Source organism: Thermopolyspora sp. NPDC052614 (assembly GCF_040678635.1).
Classification (GTDB): domain Bacteria; phylum Actinomycetota; class Actinomycetes; order Streptosporangiales; family Streptosporangiaceae; genus Thermopolyspora.
Window position 1 is genome coordinate 166,928 of sequence record NZ_JBFATZ010000008.1, and the last position, 14,846, is coordinate 181,773.

The window sequence follows — 14,846 nt, forward strand, 5'->3', positions numbered from 1 at the left end:
GTGGGTCAGCCCGCGCGCAGGATGAGCGCGCTCGCGCCCGGGCCGGGGATTCCCGAGGTGACGAGGCAGGTCTGCGCGCCGGGGACCGGTGCCGTGGATTCGCCGCGCAGTTGCCGTACGCCTTCGACGATGTGGGTCATGCCGTGGATGTAGCCCTCGGCGAGGTTTCCGCCGGAGGTGTTGATCGGCAGCGATCCGCCGGGTTCCAGCGCTCCGCCGGCCGCGAACGGGCCGCCTTCGCCCCGGGGGCAGAAGCCGTAGTCCTCAAGCTGCATCAGGACGGTGATGGTGAAGCAGTCGTAGAGCTGGGCGACGTCGATGTCCTGCGGTCCGAGGCCCGCGTCGTGGTAGAGCCGCCGCGCCGGCGCGTCGGCGTGGCCGAGCAGCGGGCCGCTCAGCAGGGTTCCCCACAGACCGCCCAGCCGGGGCCGGGGGAGGTCGCCCTGGGTCACCGCGCGGATGAGCACCCTGGGCTTGGGCGCGTCCAGCGCCCGGTCGGCGGCGGTGACGATCACCGCCGCGGCGCCGTCGGTCTCCAGGCAGAAGTCGTACAGGCGCAACGGGTCCGCGATCATCCGCGCGTCGAGGTACTCGGCCATCGTCAGCGGGCGCCCGTACCGCTGCGCCGTCGGGTTCTCGTTCGCGCGGGCGTGACAGGCCAGGGCGATGTGGCCCAGGTGCTCGGCGGTCGTCCCGTACTCGATCATGTGCCGGCGGGCGAACATCGCGTACGCCATGCCGGGCGAGACCAGGCCGTACGGCATCAGGTACTCCAGGTAGGTGCCGCGGCCTCCGACGCTGGGGCCGGCGGCCCAGCCCTGGCCGAACCGCCTGCCCGACCGTCCGTTCAGCGCGCGGAACACCAGCACGTTGGTCGCGCGCCCGGCGAGTATCGCGTCGACGGCCAGCCCGACCATCCCGCAGGGAGCGGCGCCCGCCCAGCTTCCGGCCGCCCAGAACGCGACGTCGGTCATGCCGAGGGCCGCGGCGACGTCCGCGTGCAGGGCTTCGTCCATCTCGCAGCGCACGATGCCGTCGATGTCCGGCGGGGTCAGCCCGGCGTCGCGGATCGCGGCGAGCGACGCCTGCGCGGCGAGGGTGAGCGCCGAGCGGCCGGATTCGCGGCTGAAGTCCGTGGTGCCGACGCCGACGATGGCGCACCGGTCGCGGACGGAGCCGGTCACCGCCGCTCCCAGGTCACCCCGGCGACCTCGCGATCCCAGGTCGCCGGGGTGCGTCCCTGGTCACGCAGCAGGTTCTTGCGCACGTGCCCGGTCGGGCTGAGCGGGAGTTCGTCACGGAACTCGATGTAGCGCGGGAGGGCGAAGTACGGCACCCGCTCCTTGGACCACTCGAAGAGCTCTTCGGGGCTGAGGTCCGATCCCTCGGCCAGCACCGCGGTGACCTTCAGGTCGTCCTCGGCGAGTTCGGAGCGGACGGCGTGCACCGCGACCTGCCGGATCTCCGGATGCGCGGCGTAGACGGCCTCGACCTCCTTGCTGGAGATGTTCTCGCCGCGGCGGCGCAGGTAGTCGTGCTTGCGGTCGACGAAGTAGAAGTGGCCGTCCTCGTCGAAGCGCCCCAGGTCGCCGGTGTGGAACCACAGGTTCCTGGTGGCCTCCACGGTGGCCTCGGGGCGGTTCCAGTAGCCCTTGAACATCACGTTCGGGCGGCGTGGCCGACACACCACCTCGCCCACCTGGCCCGACGGCAGTTCGTTGTCGTTCTCGTCGACGACGCGTACCTCGAAATCGGTGTCGTTGACGCGTCCGGCGCTCGCGGCGGGTGACTCGTCCTCCGCGGCCTGGAAGGTCATCGGAAACGCCTCGGTCATGCCGTACCCCTTCGATCCCGGGGTCTTGACGCCGAATCGCTCGCGCCAGACGTCCTGCAGGGCGGGCGGGAACGGGACGCAGTGGATCATGCGGATCTGCCCGTGGCAGCGCAGCGACTCGGGGGTGTCGGGCTGCTGGGCGAGCAGCACGGGCATGGTGCCGATCAGGTTCACCACGCGTGCGCCGGTCCGTTCGATCTCCGGCCAGAAGCTGGACACCGAGAAGCGGGGGGCGAGCGCCGCGGTGCCTCCCACGAGCATCGTGGCGACGATCGTCATGGACAGGACGTTGAGGTGGAACATCGGCAGCGGGTTCCAGTTCACCTCCTCGGCGGTGCGCCCGGTCTGCACCAGGCCGCGCCGGGCGATGTTGACGGCGTATCCGTGGCTGATCATGCAGCCCTTGGACGGCCCGGTCGTGCCCCCCGTGTACGTGAGACAGGTGAGATCGTCGGGGGTCGGGTTGTACGCCGGGGCGGTGAGCGGCCGCCGGTGGTCGGCCAGGGGCTCGATGCGCAGGGCGTCCCGCCGCCAGTCGAGCGGCTCGCCACGGTGCAGCACCCGTGCCACGCCGGGCAGCCGGTCGGAGATCGCGATGAACCGGTCGACGAAGTCCTGTTCGCAGATCACCACGGCGGCGCCGGCGTCGGTCACGACGTGGCGCAGGAACTCGCCCCGCAGGGCGGTGTTCGTGCCCACCCACACCGCGCCGAGCAGGTTCGCGCCGAACCACGACGCGACGGCGTCGATGTGCGTGTCCTGCATGCTGACGACGGTCTGCCCGGCGCCGACGCCGAGCGCGGACAATCCGCCCGCCATCTCCTGGGCGCGTTGCCAGACGTCGGCGTACGAGTAGGTCTCGCCGTTCAGGTCGAGGAACGTTCGGTCGGGGTCGTGCTCCACGCATCGTCGTAGCAACTCAACGACCGTGACCCGGTCGTGGCCGGTGGGACGCGCGCTCATCGTGATCCTCTCGTGAAGACTGCCGACACCAACCTCGCCCCGGTGGGGTGGACGTTCCAGGCCGGCGATTTCAGATTCCTGCACGACGGCCCGATGCCTTGGAAATGCCGGCCCGATTCGTCATGCGAAGGGACCGGCCGCCGCGTACCGCGCGGAGAACGCGAGCGGGTCGCAGCCTTTATGCCGCGATGAATCGGCGGGCGTCGGATACTCGGAAACGTCGGTGAGCCGACGATATCCGAACTCGAACGGACCCTTTCCGCTCCTGGTGCAGCGCACCCTCAGCCCGGAGATTGGATCGGCGTAACAGGCGCCGGCGACCACCCCGTGTTCCGGCCCCGTCCTGGAGCGGACGCTGCAGGGGACCGGCCTCGCCGCACGCATGAGCACGCCGCAGCACGTCAGCACGCCGTCCGTCCTCGCGGCGCCGATCACGACGGCCACGGCGTCGCAGGACACGCACTCGAAGTTCTCACCCGGCCGCATTCGCGCACCCCCATCAGGTCGTCATCGACACGGCAATCGCGATCCGCCGCGCTCGTTCGCCGTGGCGGCGGCCACTCGCTCTGCGGCCAAGCGTGCGCCGCGCCGCCGAGGACCGACAAGGAACCCGATCTCAAATGACGATTACGGGCTCGAAATCGTCAGGCTTCGCCTTATGAGCGGGTGCCGCTGAACCGTCATGTGAAAAGCTCGCGCTTCCGCCGGGGAATCGGCGGCGTAACGATCTACGCGAAATGACCGCCGGCACGAACGGAGAAACCGAGATGATCGAAATCGATATCGGCGCGGCGATTCTGCGGCTGTCGATCGGCGGGACCATGCTGGCGCACGGGCTCAATCACGCCTTCGGCGGAGGCCGCCTGGCCGGCACCGCACGGTGGTTCGAGTCGATCGGCATCCGTCCGGGGAGGCTGCACGCCGTGACGGCGACGGCGACGGAGGTGGGCGCGGGGCTGCTGCTGTTGCTCGGCGCCCTCACGCCCCTTGCGGCGGCGGCCGTCATCGGCACGATGGGCGTCGCCCTGATCGCCAATCACCTGCGCAACGGGTTCTTCATCTTCCGTCCGGGCGAGGGCTACGAGTACGTGCTGATGATCGCACTCGCCTCCGCCGCCCTCGGCGCGCTGGGAGCGGGCCGCTGGTCGGTCGACCACGTGGTGGGGTTCCAGGTCGGCGGCTGGGCCGGTCTGGGCATCGCCGGGCTGGGCGGGAGCTTGGGGGCCGCCGGAGTGCTGCTGACCTCGTGGCGTCCCGGACGGGTGGCCGCCCGGGACTAGCCGGTGCCCGAGGGGACGGCGCGCGTCCGGCCACGGCCGTCACACGGCCTCCGGGCCGGACAGACAGGTGAGGTCCTCGACGGTCTCCACCAGCGCCTCCTCCAGCCGCGCCTGTCGTCGCGGCGCCAGGCCGGTGTGGAAGCAGACGGCCAGCGCGCCCGGCCGCCGCAGACCGGGCAGCGGCATGGCGACGCACGAGATGCCGTAGCGGTACTGGTCCTGGCTGTGCGTCGTCGGCGAGCCGACCGGCCGCCGCATGAGCAGGAGCGGGTCCGTTATCGTACGCGCCGTGTAGCGCGCGAGCGGCTGGGCGGTCAGCAGTTCGTCGCGACGCGCCGGATCCACTCGCCCCAGTACGGCCCTGCCGACCGCCGTGGCGTGCACCGGCAGGCGCATGCCGGCCCACAGGTCCGGGGTCGCCCACTTCCGGCTCGGCGACAGGTGCGTCAGGAGGAGGTCGCGGCCGTCCAGCTCGGCGACCAGGGCGGTGGCGTTGGTCAGGTCCCGCAGTCGCGAGGTCGTCTCCCGCAGCACCCGTACGATGCGGGCCTGCCGTTCAAGCTCCGCGGTGGAACGGAATTGGGGGCCCAGCGCGTAGCGACCCCCGGGCAGCCGCCCCAGGTAGCCCTCGTGCACCAGGGTGCGCAGCAGGTGGTAGGTCGTGGGCAGGCCGAGCCCGGTGGCCTTGCTCAGGGCCCGGGCCGTCATCGGCCCGCGCGCCGCGACGGCCTCGACGAGGCGCAGCCCACGTTGCAGGCTTTGAATGAGGGTGAGGTTGCGCCCCGCGAGCTCGTCGTCACCTGTCGTCGTGGTCTCGGTCTTCGAGATCACCTCACGCATCGTCACGCGTCCGTGGCGGTGACCGCGAACCGGGTGCCGCCGCGGCCCGCGGCGCGCAGCGCCGGGCCGAGCACGTACGAGCCGTCTTCGAGGCGCACGACGTACCGGTCGTGCAGCAGCGTGCGGAGCAGGTGGTAGACCGTCGCCAGGGGCACGTCCGTGTGACGCGCGAGCTGCTTGGCGTGCACCGGGCCCTGCTCCCCCACGGCGTTCATCAACTGCAGCCCCCGTTGGAGAGAGCGCACCATCGACTGCTTTTCATTGGTCATCATTGCCTCCACCGCACGATGTTGATGCCTTTCACATCGGCGTGTATCGGAGTGTAAGAGTAATTAACATCACACACAAGACCGCAGTTGAGGGCCGGTCCGCGGCGATCGGCGAAATCTCGCGAGAACACGTCCACGCTCCGGCCGAGAGGGCAAAGTCGCTATTTTCAAATAGCTGAATCGAGCACCGAAACGAGCGCAGGGCGTCAGTAACATTGACGCGTGACCAAGTCCTGGAACTCAGGGAGGGCGCAACGTGCCCCGGCCGAGTCCAAGCGCGGGGCCTACCACCACGGCAACCTGCGCAGCGCCCTCATCGAGGTCGCCATCGAGATGATCGGGACGTCCGGGGTCTCCGGGTTCTCCATGGCGGAGGCGTGCCGGCGGCTGAACGTCACGGTGAGCGCTCCCTACCGGCATTTCGCCGACCGCAACGCGCTGCTCACCGCCGTCGCGGTGCAAAGTTGCGAGACCCTCGCCGCGCTCCTGAAGCCGGCCGCCGACGAGCGGACGGATCCCGTCGATCACCTCGCCCTGCTGGCCCGTGCGTACGTGCGGTTCGCCGCCGAGTACCCGGCCTTGTTCGACACCCTGTACGCCAAGGAGGTCTTCTTCCCTGGCAACGTCGAACTCGCCGAGGCGATGCTCCCGGTCGTCGAGGCGTTCGTCGCCCCCGCGCGAGCGCTCGAGGACACCTCCCCCGAACTGACCGTACGGCTCGTCGTCGCCGTCGCGGCGATCGCGCACGGATATGCCGCGTTCCTCCGAACGGGTTCCTTCGCCGGCAGCGACGACCCGTTCCGTGCCGCCGCCGACAACGCCGCGCTCGCCACCCGCGCGCTGATCGCCGGACGGGAGGAACTGAAGGCCGAACGAAAGGCGCCAGAAATGATGCTCGCCGGGCTGTCGGCGGACCTGTGGGTCAAGACCGCGGCACGCGTGCTCGCCGGGGCCGCCCGGTGAGCGCCACCCCGCACGACGCCGTCGCGGATCCAAAGGTTCCCGGCCCGGCGGACCTGTTCGACCTCACCGGCAAGACCGCTCTCGTCACCGGGGCGTCGAGCGGCCTCGGCGTGCACTTCGCGATCGGGCTGCGGCACGCCGGGGCGTCGGTCTACGTCGCGGCACGCCGCGTGGACAGACTCAACGACCTGTGCGCCCGGCATCCCGGCCTCATCCCGATCGCCTGCGACGTCTCCGACGAGGACTCGGTCGCCGAGGCGGCCGCCCGGATCAACGGCGAGGTCGGCGCCCTGGACATCCTGGTGAACAACGCGGGCACGAGCGTGCCGAGCCGCGCCGAGCACGAGTCGATGGCGGACTTCCGCTACGTCATGGACGTCAACGTCCACGGCACGTTCAAGCTCACCCAGCTGCTCGCCCGGCCGATGCTCGACGCCGGCCGCGGCAGCATCATCAACATCGCGTCCATCCTGGGCCTGGTGGCCGCGAGCCCCAACCGGCTGGCGAGCTACTGCGCGTCCAAGGGCGCCCTGATCAGCCTCACCCGCGAGCTGGCGGTCCAGTGGGCGCGGCGCGGCGTCCGGGTCAACGCGATCGCCCCCGGCTTCTTCCCCAGCGAGCTGACCACCGAGCTCATGGACGGACCGGGCCACGACTACATCACCCGCAACACGCCGATGGCGCGCACCGGCGACCCGAACGAGCTGCTGGGAACGCTGCTGCTGCTCGCCGGCGACGCCGGCACGTTCATCACCGGCCAGGTGATCGCCGTCGACGGCGGCTGGACGGCCCGCTGACCGGCCGCCGGCTCACGGCCTGACCGAGTTCGGGGCGTCCGACGGCCGGACGCCCTTCCTGCGGACGACGACGTCGCCGAGCACCCTCGCCTGGCAGGCGAGCCGCAGCTCGCCCGCGCACCACCGCGATGCCCCGCAGTACCGCAGGGCATCGCGCTCGGCCGGCGAGGGAGGCGCCAGCCCCGCCGCCTCACCGATCACCTCGAAGTGGCAGATCGTGCAGCTTCCCTCGCCGTGGCACAGCGTCGGCCATCGGTAGCCCTGGCGTACGGCGGCGTGCATGACGGTCTCGCCGGGTTCCGTCTCGAAGACGATGCCGGAGGGCTCCACCCGGACGGTCGGGGACGCCGCCGGGTGCGCGTCAGCGCTCCTGCGCAAGATACTCACCGAGGACGCGGTGCATGTTCGCGACGTTGCCGTCGGGACGGCCCCAGATCGGGCCGGCGTATCCCCGCGTACGGACGCCCAACTGCCAGATCGGGAGGTTCGTCAGGTCCTGTTCCAGCACGATCCCCCAGTGCGGATGGTCACGCCAATCGTCGACGTGCACGAAGCCGGGCTCCGGCGCCTCCCGGCCCTCGCCGACGAACTTGAGGTCGTACTTGTCCCAGTAGCACGACTCCGGGTTCAGGCCATCCGGACGCCACCGGAAGACCAGGATGTTGCCCGCGTTGCAGGGGAGCGTGACGTTCGGGAACAGGTTCCACAGCGGCCCCAGCGCGATGTCGCGGTCGCTGTACGCCGAGAGGTCGACGCCGTTGGCCTTCGCCTCCGCACGCCGCAGGTTCGCGAAGAACTCGGTCATCGAGGCGTCCTCGGGCAGGGCGTTCACGACGGGGACCAGCGCGCGCATCGCCTCGACCTCCTCGTCCCGGTAGAGGTTGGCCGAGGCGAGTTCCGTCACCGCCGCGAGCAGGATGTCGCCGCGGTCGAAGTCGTCCGCGTCGAGCCGCTTGCTGGGCGTGCCCATCGCCTGCGGCCCGAAGCGGTGCATGCCGTGGATCCCGTGCTGCTCGTATTCGAGTGAGGTGTCGTCCACGTACCGAAGCGCCTGCGGATGCGTGCCTATCGCGTGATAGGTCTCGATGAACGCCTCGTGCGCCAGCTTCCAGTTACAGGCGATCTTCGTCGTGACCTTGGAGAGCAGCCGCATCTCCCCCATGCGGAAGTGCGCGACCTTCTCCGGCACGACGCCAAGGAAGTCGTGCAGCGGCGGCGCGTCGGCGTCCATGTTGACGAAGACGAGCCCGGACCAGGTGTCGACCCGGACCTCCGGCAACCGGATCCGCTCGGGGTCGATGGCGGCGGGGTCGAAGTCCTGCGGGTCGATGACCTCCTTCAGCGACCCGTCGAGGTTCCAGCACCACGCGTGGGAGCGGCAGCGAAGCTCGGTCGCGTTGCCGCGGCCGGTCTTCAGCCGCATCCCCCGGTGCCGGCAGGCGTTGTGGAACGCCTTGAGCCCGCCGTCGGCGAGCCGGACGATCAGAATCGACTCGCGGCCGATCTCGTATTCGAGATAGTCCCCGCCGTTCGGGATCTCGTCGACGTGGCAGGCGAACTGCCAGACGTACGGCCAGAGCCGCTCGTACTCCAAGGCCAGATATTCCGGCGACGTGTACCGCTCGGCGATCCCCACCTCCGGCGAGGCGCTGCGGTATCCGGTGGTGGAGCTCGTGGTCTGCGTCATCTCTATCGATCCTTTCCGGCCGGCTCAGTTGACCTGACGGGTGCGCCCAGCCCAGTAGGGCTCGCGTAGCTTGAATTTCTGCAGCTTGCCGGTGGCGGTCCGCGCGAGGTGATCGACGAAGTCGACCCGTTTCGGGCACTTGTAGCCGGCGAGCCGGGTACGGCAGTGCGCGATCAGATCCTGCGCCGTCACCGGTAAGCCGTCGGTCACCACAAGCGCCGTGACCAGCTCGCCCCACTTGTCGTCGGGGATCCCGATGACGGCGACCTCCCGTACGGCGGGATGCGACATCAGCGCGTCCTCGACCTCGATCGAGCTGACGTTCTCGCCGCCGGTGATGATGACGTCCTTCTTCCGGTCGCTGATGACGACGTAGCCCTCGTCGTCGACGACTCCCCCGTCGCCGGTGTGGAACCAGCCGCCGGCCTGCGCCTTCGCGGTCTCCTCCGGCTGGTTCCAGTAGCCGTCCAGATTGTGGTTCGTGGCGGCGAGCAGCTCCCCGCTCGCATCGACCTTGATCCGCACGCCCAGCGCCGGGACGCCCGCGCGGGCGAGCCGCTTGGCCCGCTCGATCGACGCCAGCCCGTCCCACTCGGCCCGGCCACGGTTGATCGTGAGCAGCGGCGACGTCTCGGTGAGGCCGTAGATCTGGATGAACTCCCAGCCCAGCTCGTCGATGACCCGTTGAATGGTCCTGGTCGGCGGGGGCGCCCCGGCGCACACGACCCGGACCCGGTCACGCCTCGGAACCTCGCCCCGCCAGGCCGCACGCGCGTCGAGCACCGCGTTCAGCACCGCGGGCGCGGCGCACATGAGGGTCACGCCGTGCTCGTCGACGCGACGCAGAATCTCGGCGCCGTCGATCTGCCGCAGCACGACGTGCTTGGCCCCGACGCCCGTCAGGGCGAACGGCATGCCCCAGCCGTTGCAGTGGAACATCGGCAGCGTGTGCAGGTACACGTCCCGGTCGCCGATGGTCGTGTGCATGCCGAACACCACGGCGTTCAGCCACAGGTTCCGATGGGTCAGTTGCACGCCCTTGGGCCGGGCCGTCGTGCCCGAGGTGTAGTTGATCGAGGCGGTGGCCGCCTCGTCGGGCGTCGCCCAGGGCCGTGGCTCGACGCCGTGCAGGAACATCGAATCGTCGTCGCCCAGCAGGAACCTGTGCTTGACGTCCAGCGCGTCGAGCGCGTCCTTCAGCGACGGGTCGGCGTAGACGACGTCCGCCCCGCAGTGCCGCACGATGTACTCGATCTCCGGCTGGGCCAGCCGGAAGTTGATCGGCACGAGGATCCGCCCGTACGCGGGCACGCCGAAGAACGACGTGAACAGCCGCGACGAGTTCTGCGAGATGACGGCGACCCGGCCGCCGACCGGCACATCCAGCGAGTCGAGGAAGGCCGCCTGGGCGCGGGCGTGCTCGGCGATCTCCCGGAACGTGAGCGCCGGCAGCGGCGAGGCGGGCTGATCGGGCTCGTCCACGATGCCGATGCGGTCCGGGTAGACGTGCTCGGCCCGGTCGAGAAAGTCGCGGATGGTCAGGGGGTAGTACACGCGCATACCTCCGGTGGAAGCGGGTCGGACGGGTCAGGCGACGACGCCGGCGGCCGCCGACCGGGCAGGCGCGAGACGCGCCACCAGGAACTCCGCCGCCGCGGCGCGCTGCTCCGCGCTGCGCGGGACGGCCAGGGACGCCCAGAACATGCCGTGCGCGAGCCCGTCGAAGCGCCGCACCGTCGCGTCCACGCCGGCCTCGGTCAGCAGCCGGCCGAGCAGTTCGGCCTCGTCCCGCAAGGTGTCGAGCTCGTTGGTGATGATGAACGTCGGCGGCAGCCCGGCCAGGTCGGCCGTGTCGAGCGCCAGCCGCGGATCGGCGAGGTCGTCGGCGCCGCTCACATACTGCTCACCGCACCAGGCCAGATCGTCGAGTTCGATCAGGTAGCCGGTGGCGAACCGCTCACGTGACGGCGTCGCGATGGTGGCGTTCACCAGCGGATAGATCAGCAGCAGCGCGCTCAGCGGCACGGCGTCCTCGACCGCCCGCAGCGCCGCCCCGGCCGCGAGATTGCCCCCGGCGGAGTCCCCCGCCAGCGCGACGCGTGCGGGATCGCCTCCGTGCCCGGAGATGTTCCCGACCGTCCAGCGCAGCGCCGCGTAGACGTCGTCGTGCGCGGCGGGGAAGCGGTGCTCCGGCGCACGCCGGTAGGTCACCGACACGACGACGGCGCCGGTGCGGACGGCGAGGTCGCGGGCCACCTCGTCCACGACGTCGAGGTTGCCGCCGACGAAGCCGCCGCCGTGGACGTAGACCACCACGGGAAGGCCCGTCGCGCCCGGTTCGGGGTGGTAGATCCGCAGTCGATGCGCGGGATCGGGACCATAGGAGTGGTCGGAGACCCGGGCGACCTCCTTCTTCGGGGCCTGCAGTCCCGTGAAGGACTCCACCACCGCTCGGGTGCCGTCGACGCCGGCCGCGCGGAACCCGGCGTACGCCTGCCGTTTGAGCGTTTCCACCAGGAATGCCACCGACGGATCGAGCGCGGGCGCGCTGTCGGCGGCGTCCAGGTCTCTGCTCGTGGCGGCGAACCGGAACCCGCGATAGCCGTTCCGCCCGATGTTGTCGCTGATCGTTCGGTAACGGGGAGCGCCACCGGCGTACGGCAGCATCTTGCGAGGTTTGCCCGGTATGTTCGCACCCATGTAGTACGACGACGGGCTGTCGGGCACCAGCGTCATGGCCCCGATCGCGTCGGTCTCGATCACCCACTGCCGCTGCGCCTGCGCCGTCGGTTCGACGACCGTGTGGCCGCGTTCACGCATGAAGCCGATCATCCGGCCGATGTAGTCGATGTGATCTTCGATGCCGAGGACCGCGTTGTACAGCACCGAAGGACTCTGCGGCCCGGTGACCGTGAACAGGTTCGGGAAGTCGTGCACGGTCAGGCCCAGGTAGGTCCGGGGCCCCTCCGCCCAGGCGTCGGCCAGCCGCAGACCCCGGCGACCGGTGATGTTCAGCGCCAGCAACGGCCCGGTGAGGACGTCGAAGCCGGTGGCGAGAATGAGCACGTCAAGCGGGTACACCGTCCCGTCGGCCAGCCGGACGCCCTCCGGGACGACGGTGTCGATCGGGTTCTCCTTGACGTCGACGAGGTGCACGTTGTCGCGGTTGAACGCCTCGTAGTAGTCGATCTCCAGTGGCGGCCGCTTCGTGCCGTACGGATGGTCCGTCGGCGTCAGCTTGGCGGCCTTCTCCGGATCCTTGACCCTCTCCCGGATCTTGTTCCGGATGAACTCGGCGGCCAGCTCGTTCGACTCGGCGTCCACCAGCAGGTCGGCGAAGCTGTCGATGAAGAACCGCAGCCCGCCCCGGTTCCAGCGATCGTTGAAGATCGCCTCCCGCTCCTCGGGAGTGGCCGCCTTCGCCGACGGCCGCACCTCGGTGTAGGGGACGCCGAGGAAGTGATTACGCGCCGCCTCCCGGATCTCGGCGTACCTCGCCTTCTCCGCCGCCTCCTCCGCCGGATCGGTCGGATAGTTCCCGACCGGCGTGATGTAGTTGGGCGTGCGCTGAAAGACAGTGAGCTCGCCGGCGTACTTGGCGACGTCCTGAATCACCTGGATCCCGGTCGAGCCGGTGCCGATGACACCGATGCGTTCGCCGACGAGATCGACGTCCTCGGTCCAGTTGCCGGTCACCAGCGCCCGCCCGGCAAACGCCTCGATGCCCGGAAAGTCCGGCTTCTTGGGCACGGAGAGCGTCCCGGCCCCCGAGACGAAGTACCGCCCGGTCGCGGTCCGTCCGTCGTCGGTCGCCACCCGCCAGAGATCCGCCTGCTCATCCCACGTCACCGAGACGATCCGCGTGTTGAAGCTGATGTCCTTGCGCACGTCGAACCGATCCGCGACGTGCTGCAGATACCGCAGAATCTCGGCCTGAGTCGGATACCGCTCGCTCCAGTGCCACTCCTGCTGCAACTCATCCGAGAAGGAGTAGGAGTAGTGCACGCTCTCGATGTCGACCCTCGCACCGGGGTACCGATTCCAATACCACGTCCCGCCGACGTCACCCGCCGCGTCATAGGCGTGGACCCGCAAACCCATCCGGTCCCGGAACTTGTGGACCGCATAGATACCGGCGAAGCCGGCACCGACCACGATGACGTCATAGTCGGGCTGCTCGGAATTGGGCATGTTCACTCCTCGGAGGTCCGTACGGCCGCCAGTCTGCGTGCCACGCCGAGGCCGAGAAACAGCCCGAATTTCGAATAGTGCAACTACACGCCGCCAACCACCTCCCGTTCACCCTTCTGAAATGCCCCACCCACCCCACGACCGCCACGGCCACCGAGGAACGGCGTACGCCACTCGCCACGCCACGACGTTGCCATCCCGCCAGGGGTCAGGTCGGTCGCCTCGTAAGGATGTTCAACGGCCGCCGGGGACGACCAGGCCGGATTCATACGCGAAGACCACCAGTTGGGCGCGGTCCCGGGCGGCGAGCTTGGTCATGACGCGGCTGACGTGCGTTTTGACCGTGGCGTTGCTGATCACCAGGTGGGCGGCGATCTCCTCGTTGGACAGCCCGGTGGCGACGAGTTGCAGCACCTCGCGTTCGCGGGTGGTCAGGCGTTCCATGCCTTTCACGGCCACGAGCCGAGGCGGGGTGGATACGTATTCCTCTATGAGGCGGCGGGTCACCAGTGGGGAGAGCAGCGCCTCGCCGGCGGCGGCCACGCGGATCGAGCGCAAAAGTTCCATCGGCTCGGTGTCCTTGACCAGGAATCCGGCGGCGCCGGCGCGCAGGGCGGCGAACACGTACTCGTCGAGGGCGTAGTTGGTGAGGATCACCACGCGGACGCCGGTGAGGTCGGGGTCGGCTCCGATGCGGCGGGTGGCCTGGATGCCGTCGAGCAGGGGCATGCGTACGTCCAAGAGGGCCACGTCGGGATGCAGCGCTCGGCATAGCTCGATCGCCTCGCCGCCGTTGCCGGCCTCGGCGACCACCTCGATGTCGTCCTCGGAGTCGAGCAGGGCGCGGAAGCCGGCGCGGATCAGGCGCTGGTCGTCGGCGAGGAGGACGCGGATCATGCGTTCCCCAGCGGCAGTTCGGCCCGTACGGCGAAGCCGCCCCCGGCCCGCGGCCCGGCCGTCAGCGAGCCGCCGACGGCGACCGCCCGTTCCCGCATGCCGATCAACCCCATTCCCTGCCCGATGTCCTCCGGCTCGTTTCGCCCATCGTCCTCCACACGTACCGTCACCGTGTCAGGACCGTACTCCATCGTGATCGTCGCCGACGCCCCGCCCGCGTGCCGCAGAACGTTCGTGAGCGCCTCCTGCACGATGCGGTAGGCGGCCCGGTCCACCGGCTGGGACAGTTCCCGCCGCTCGCCCTTCGTCACCACCTCCACCGGTATGCCCGCCGCCTCCGCCCGCGCCGCCAGCCTCGGCACCCCGTCCAGCCCGGCGGCCATCCCGTCCTGGTCGGCCTGCCGCAGCACTTTCAGGGTGCCCCGCAGCTCCCGCATCGCCTCCTGCCCCGACTCCCGGATCGCGGCGAGCGCCTCACGGGCCTGTTCCGGCTTGCGGTCCAGCAGATGCGTCGCCACCGCCGCCTGCACGTTGATCACGGAGATGGCGTGGGTGAGCGTGTCGTGGAGTTCCTGGGCGATCCACAGCCGTTCTTCGCTCGCCCGGCGCAGCGCCGCCTCGTCGCGGGTGCGCTCGGCCTCGGCGGCCCGGCGCTCGGCCTCTCGGAGGTAGGCGCGGCGGTTGCGCGTCACCTCTCCGGCGATGACCGTTGCCACCAGCCAGCCGCTGATCAGACCGATGCCTCCCGGTTTGGGGTCGGTGTCGGCCAAGGCGACCGGAATGGCTATGCCGACGGCCAGCGCGACCGCGAGGGTGACCGACAGCCGCCGACGACCCAGGGTCGCGGCCGTGAAGATCGCCACGAGTGGCGGCGCGCCGGCGAAGATTCCCGGATAGCCGATCGCGTAGTAGGCGACGCAGCAGGCCACCGTGAGCAGTCCGACCGCCAGGGGCGTGACGTGCCGGAATGCCAGCACCGCGGAGGACACCAGGAGCAGCAGCAGTCCGACGGTGGCGAGTGGCCGCTCGACCATTCCCGAGTTGGAGAGGTTCCCGTAGGTGCCCCCGACGCACAACGTCATGACCACTGCCGCGATCAGCGCGTCCCTTGCCCGCTGTCCCACG

13 protein-coding genes are annotated in these 14,846 nt (G+C 70.1%); 3 read left to right on the forward strand and 10 right to left on the reverse strand.

Features of this window, described 5'->3' with window-relative positions:
* Window positions 1-5: 5 nt before the first annotated feature.
* Together AB0K60_RS19265 and AB0K60_RS19270 are read right to left on the reverse strand one after the other, a co-directional pair.
* Window positions 6-1,184, reverse strand: coding sequence for an acetyl-CoA acetyltransferase (locus tag AB0K60_RS19265; RefSeq protein ID WP_364056287.1), 1,179 nt, complete (start codon window positions 1,182-1,184; stop codon window positions 6-8).
* Entirely contained in the window at window positions 1,181-2,797 is a 1,617-nt protein-coding gene (locus AB0K60_RS19270) for an AMP-binding protein (RefSeq protein WP_364056290.1), read from the reverse strand. The genes AB0K60_RS19265 and AB0K60_RS19270 overlap by 4 nt, the downstream gene beginning before the upstream one ends.
* 767 nt (window positions 2,798-3,564) lie before the next feature.
* On the opposite strand from AB0K60_RS19270, the gene AB0K60_RS19275 reads away from it, so the two are divergent.
* Complete coding sequence (locus AB0K60_RS19275) at window positions 3,565-4,077, forward strand: DoxX family protein (RefSeq protein ID WP_364056293.1); 513 nt, start codon at window positions 3,565-3,567, stop codon at window positions 4,075-4,077.
* Between the two features lie 39 nt (window positions 4,078-4,116).
* Here the strand turns inward: AB0K60_RS19275 and AB0K60_RS19280 are convergent, their stop codons facing one another.
* Window positions 4,117-4,917: a helix-turn-helix domain-containing protein gene (locus AB0K60_RS19280; protein ID WP_364056296.1), complete on the reverse strand. Its 801-nt coding sequence runs from the start codon at window positions 4,915-4,917 to the stop codon at window positions 4,117-4,119.
* A gap of 2 nt (window positions 4,918-4,919) precedes the next feature.
* A complete protein-coding gene (locus AB0K60_RS19285; RefSeq protein WP_364056299.1) occupies window positions 4,920-5,189 on the reverse strand; it encodes a helix-turn-helix domain-containing protein in 270 nt (89 codons plus the stop codon).
* A gap of 219 nt (window positions 5,190-5,408) precedes the next feature.
* Here AB0K60_RS19285 and AB0K60_RS19290 point away from each other — a divergent pair, with 219 nt between their 5' ends.
* Both AB0K60_RS19290 and AB0K60_RS19295 read left to right on the forward strand, forming a co-directional pair.
* The gene (locus AB0K60_RS19290) at window positions 5,409-6,149 is read left to right on the forward strand and encodes a TetR/AcrR family transcriptional regulator (RefSeq protein ID WP_364056302.1); all 741 of its coding nucleotides are present in this window, start codon (window positions 5,409-5,411) and stop codon (window positions 6,147-6,149) included.
* Entirely contained in the window at window positions 6,146-6,946 is an 801-nt protein-coding gene (locus AB0K60_RS19295; protein WP_364056305.1) for an SDR family oxidoreductase, read from the forward strand. The genes AB0K60_RS19290 and AB0K60_RS19295 overlap by 4 nt, the downstream gene beginning before the upstream one ends.
* Before the next feature lie 12 nt (window positions 6,947-6,958).
* Here the strand turns inward: AB0K60_RS19295 and AB0K60_RS19300 are convergent, their stop codons facing one another.
* From AB0K60_RS19300 to AB0K60_RS19325, 6 genes are all read right to left on the reverse strand, one after another.
* A complete protein-coding gene (locus tag AB0K60_RS19300) occupies window positions 6,959-7,324 on the reverse strand; it encodes a 2Fe-2S iron-sulfur cluster-binding protein (protein WP_364056308.1) in 366 nt (121 codons plus the stop codon).
* On the reverse strand, window positions 7,308-8,633 hold the full coding sequence (locus AB0K60_RS19305) for an aromatic ring-hydroxylating dioxygenase subunit alpha (RefSeq protein WP_364056311.1): 1,326 nt from the start codon (window positions 8,631-8,633) through the stop codon (window positions 7,308-7,310). Before AB0K60_RS19305 ends, AB0K60_RS19300 begins: the two co-directional genes overlap by 17 nt.
* Window positions 8,634-8,657: 24 nt before the next feature.
* Entirely contained in the window at window positions 8,658-10,187 is a 1,530-nt protein-coding gene (locus AB0K60_RS19310; protein WP_364056314.1) for an AMP-binding protein, read from the reverse strand.
* 33 nt (window positions 10,188-10,220) lie between these two features.
* Complete coding sequence (locus AB0K60_RS19315) at window positions 10,221-12,824, reverse strand: alpha/beta hydrolase fold domain-containing protein (protein WP_364056317.1); 2,604 nt, start codon at window positions 12,822-12,824, stop codon at window positions 10,221-10,223.
* Window positions 12,825-13,058: 234 nt separating this feature from the next.
* Window positions 13,059-13,721 carry a response regulator transcription factor gene (locus AB0K60_RS19320; protein ID WP_364056320.1) on the reverse strand — a complete coding sequence of 221 codons (663 nt, stop codon included), beginning with the start codon at window positions 13,719-13,721 and terminating at the stop codon, window positions 13,059-13,061.
* Window positions 13,718-14,845, reverse strand: a complete 1,128-nt coding sequence (locus tag AB0K60_RS19325; protein WP_364056323.1) for a sensor histidine kinase — start codon at window positions 14,843-14,845, stop codon at window positions 13,718-13,720. The genes AB0K60_RS19320 and AB0K60_RS19325 overlap by 4 nt, the downstream gene beginning before the upstream one ends.
* Between the last annotated feature and the right edge of the window lies 1 nt (window position 14,846).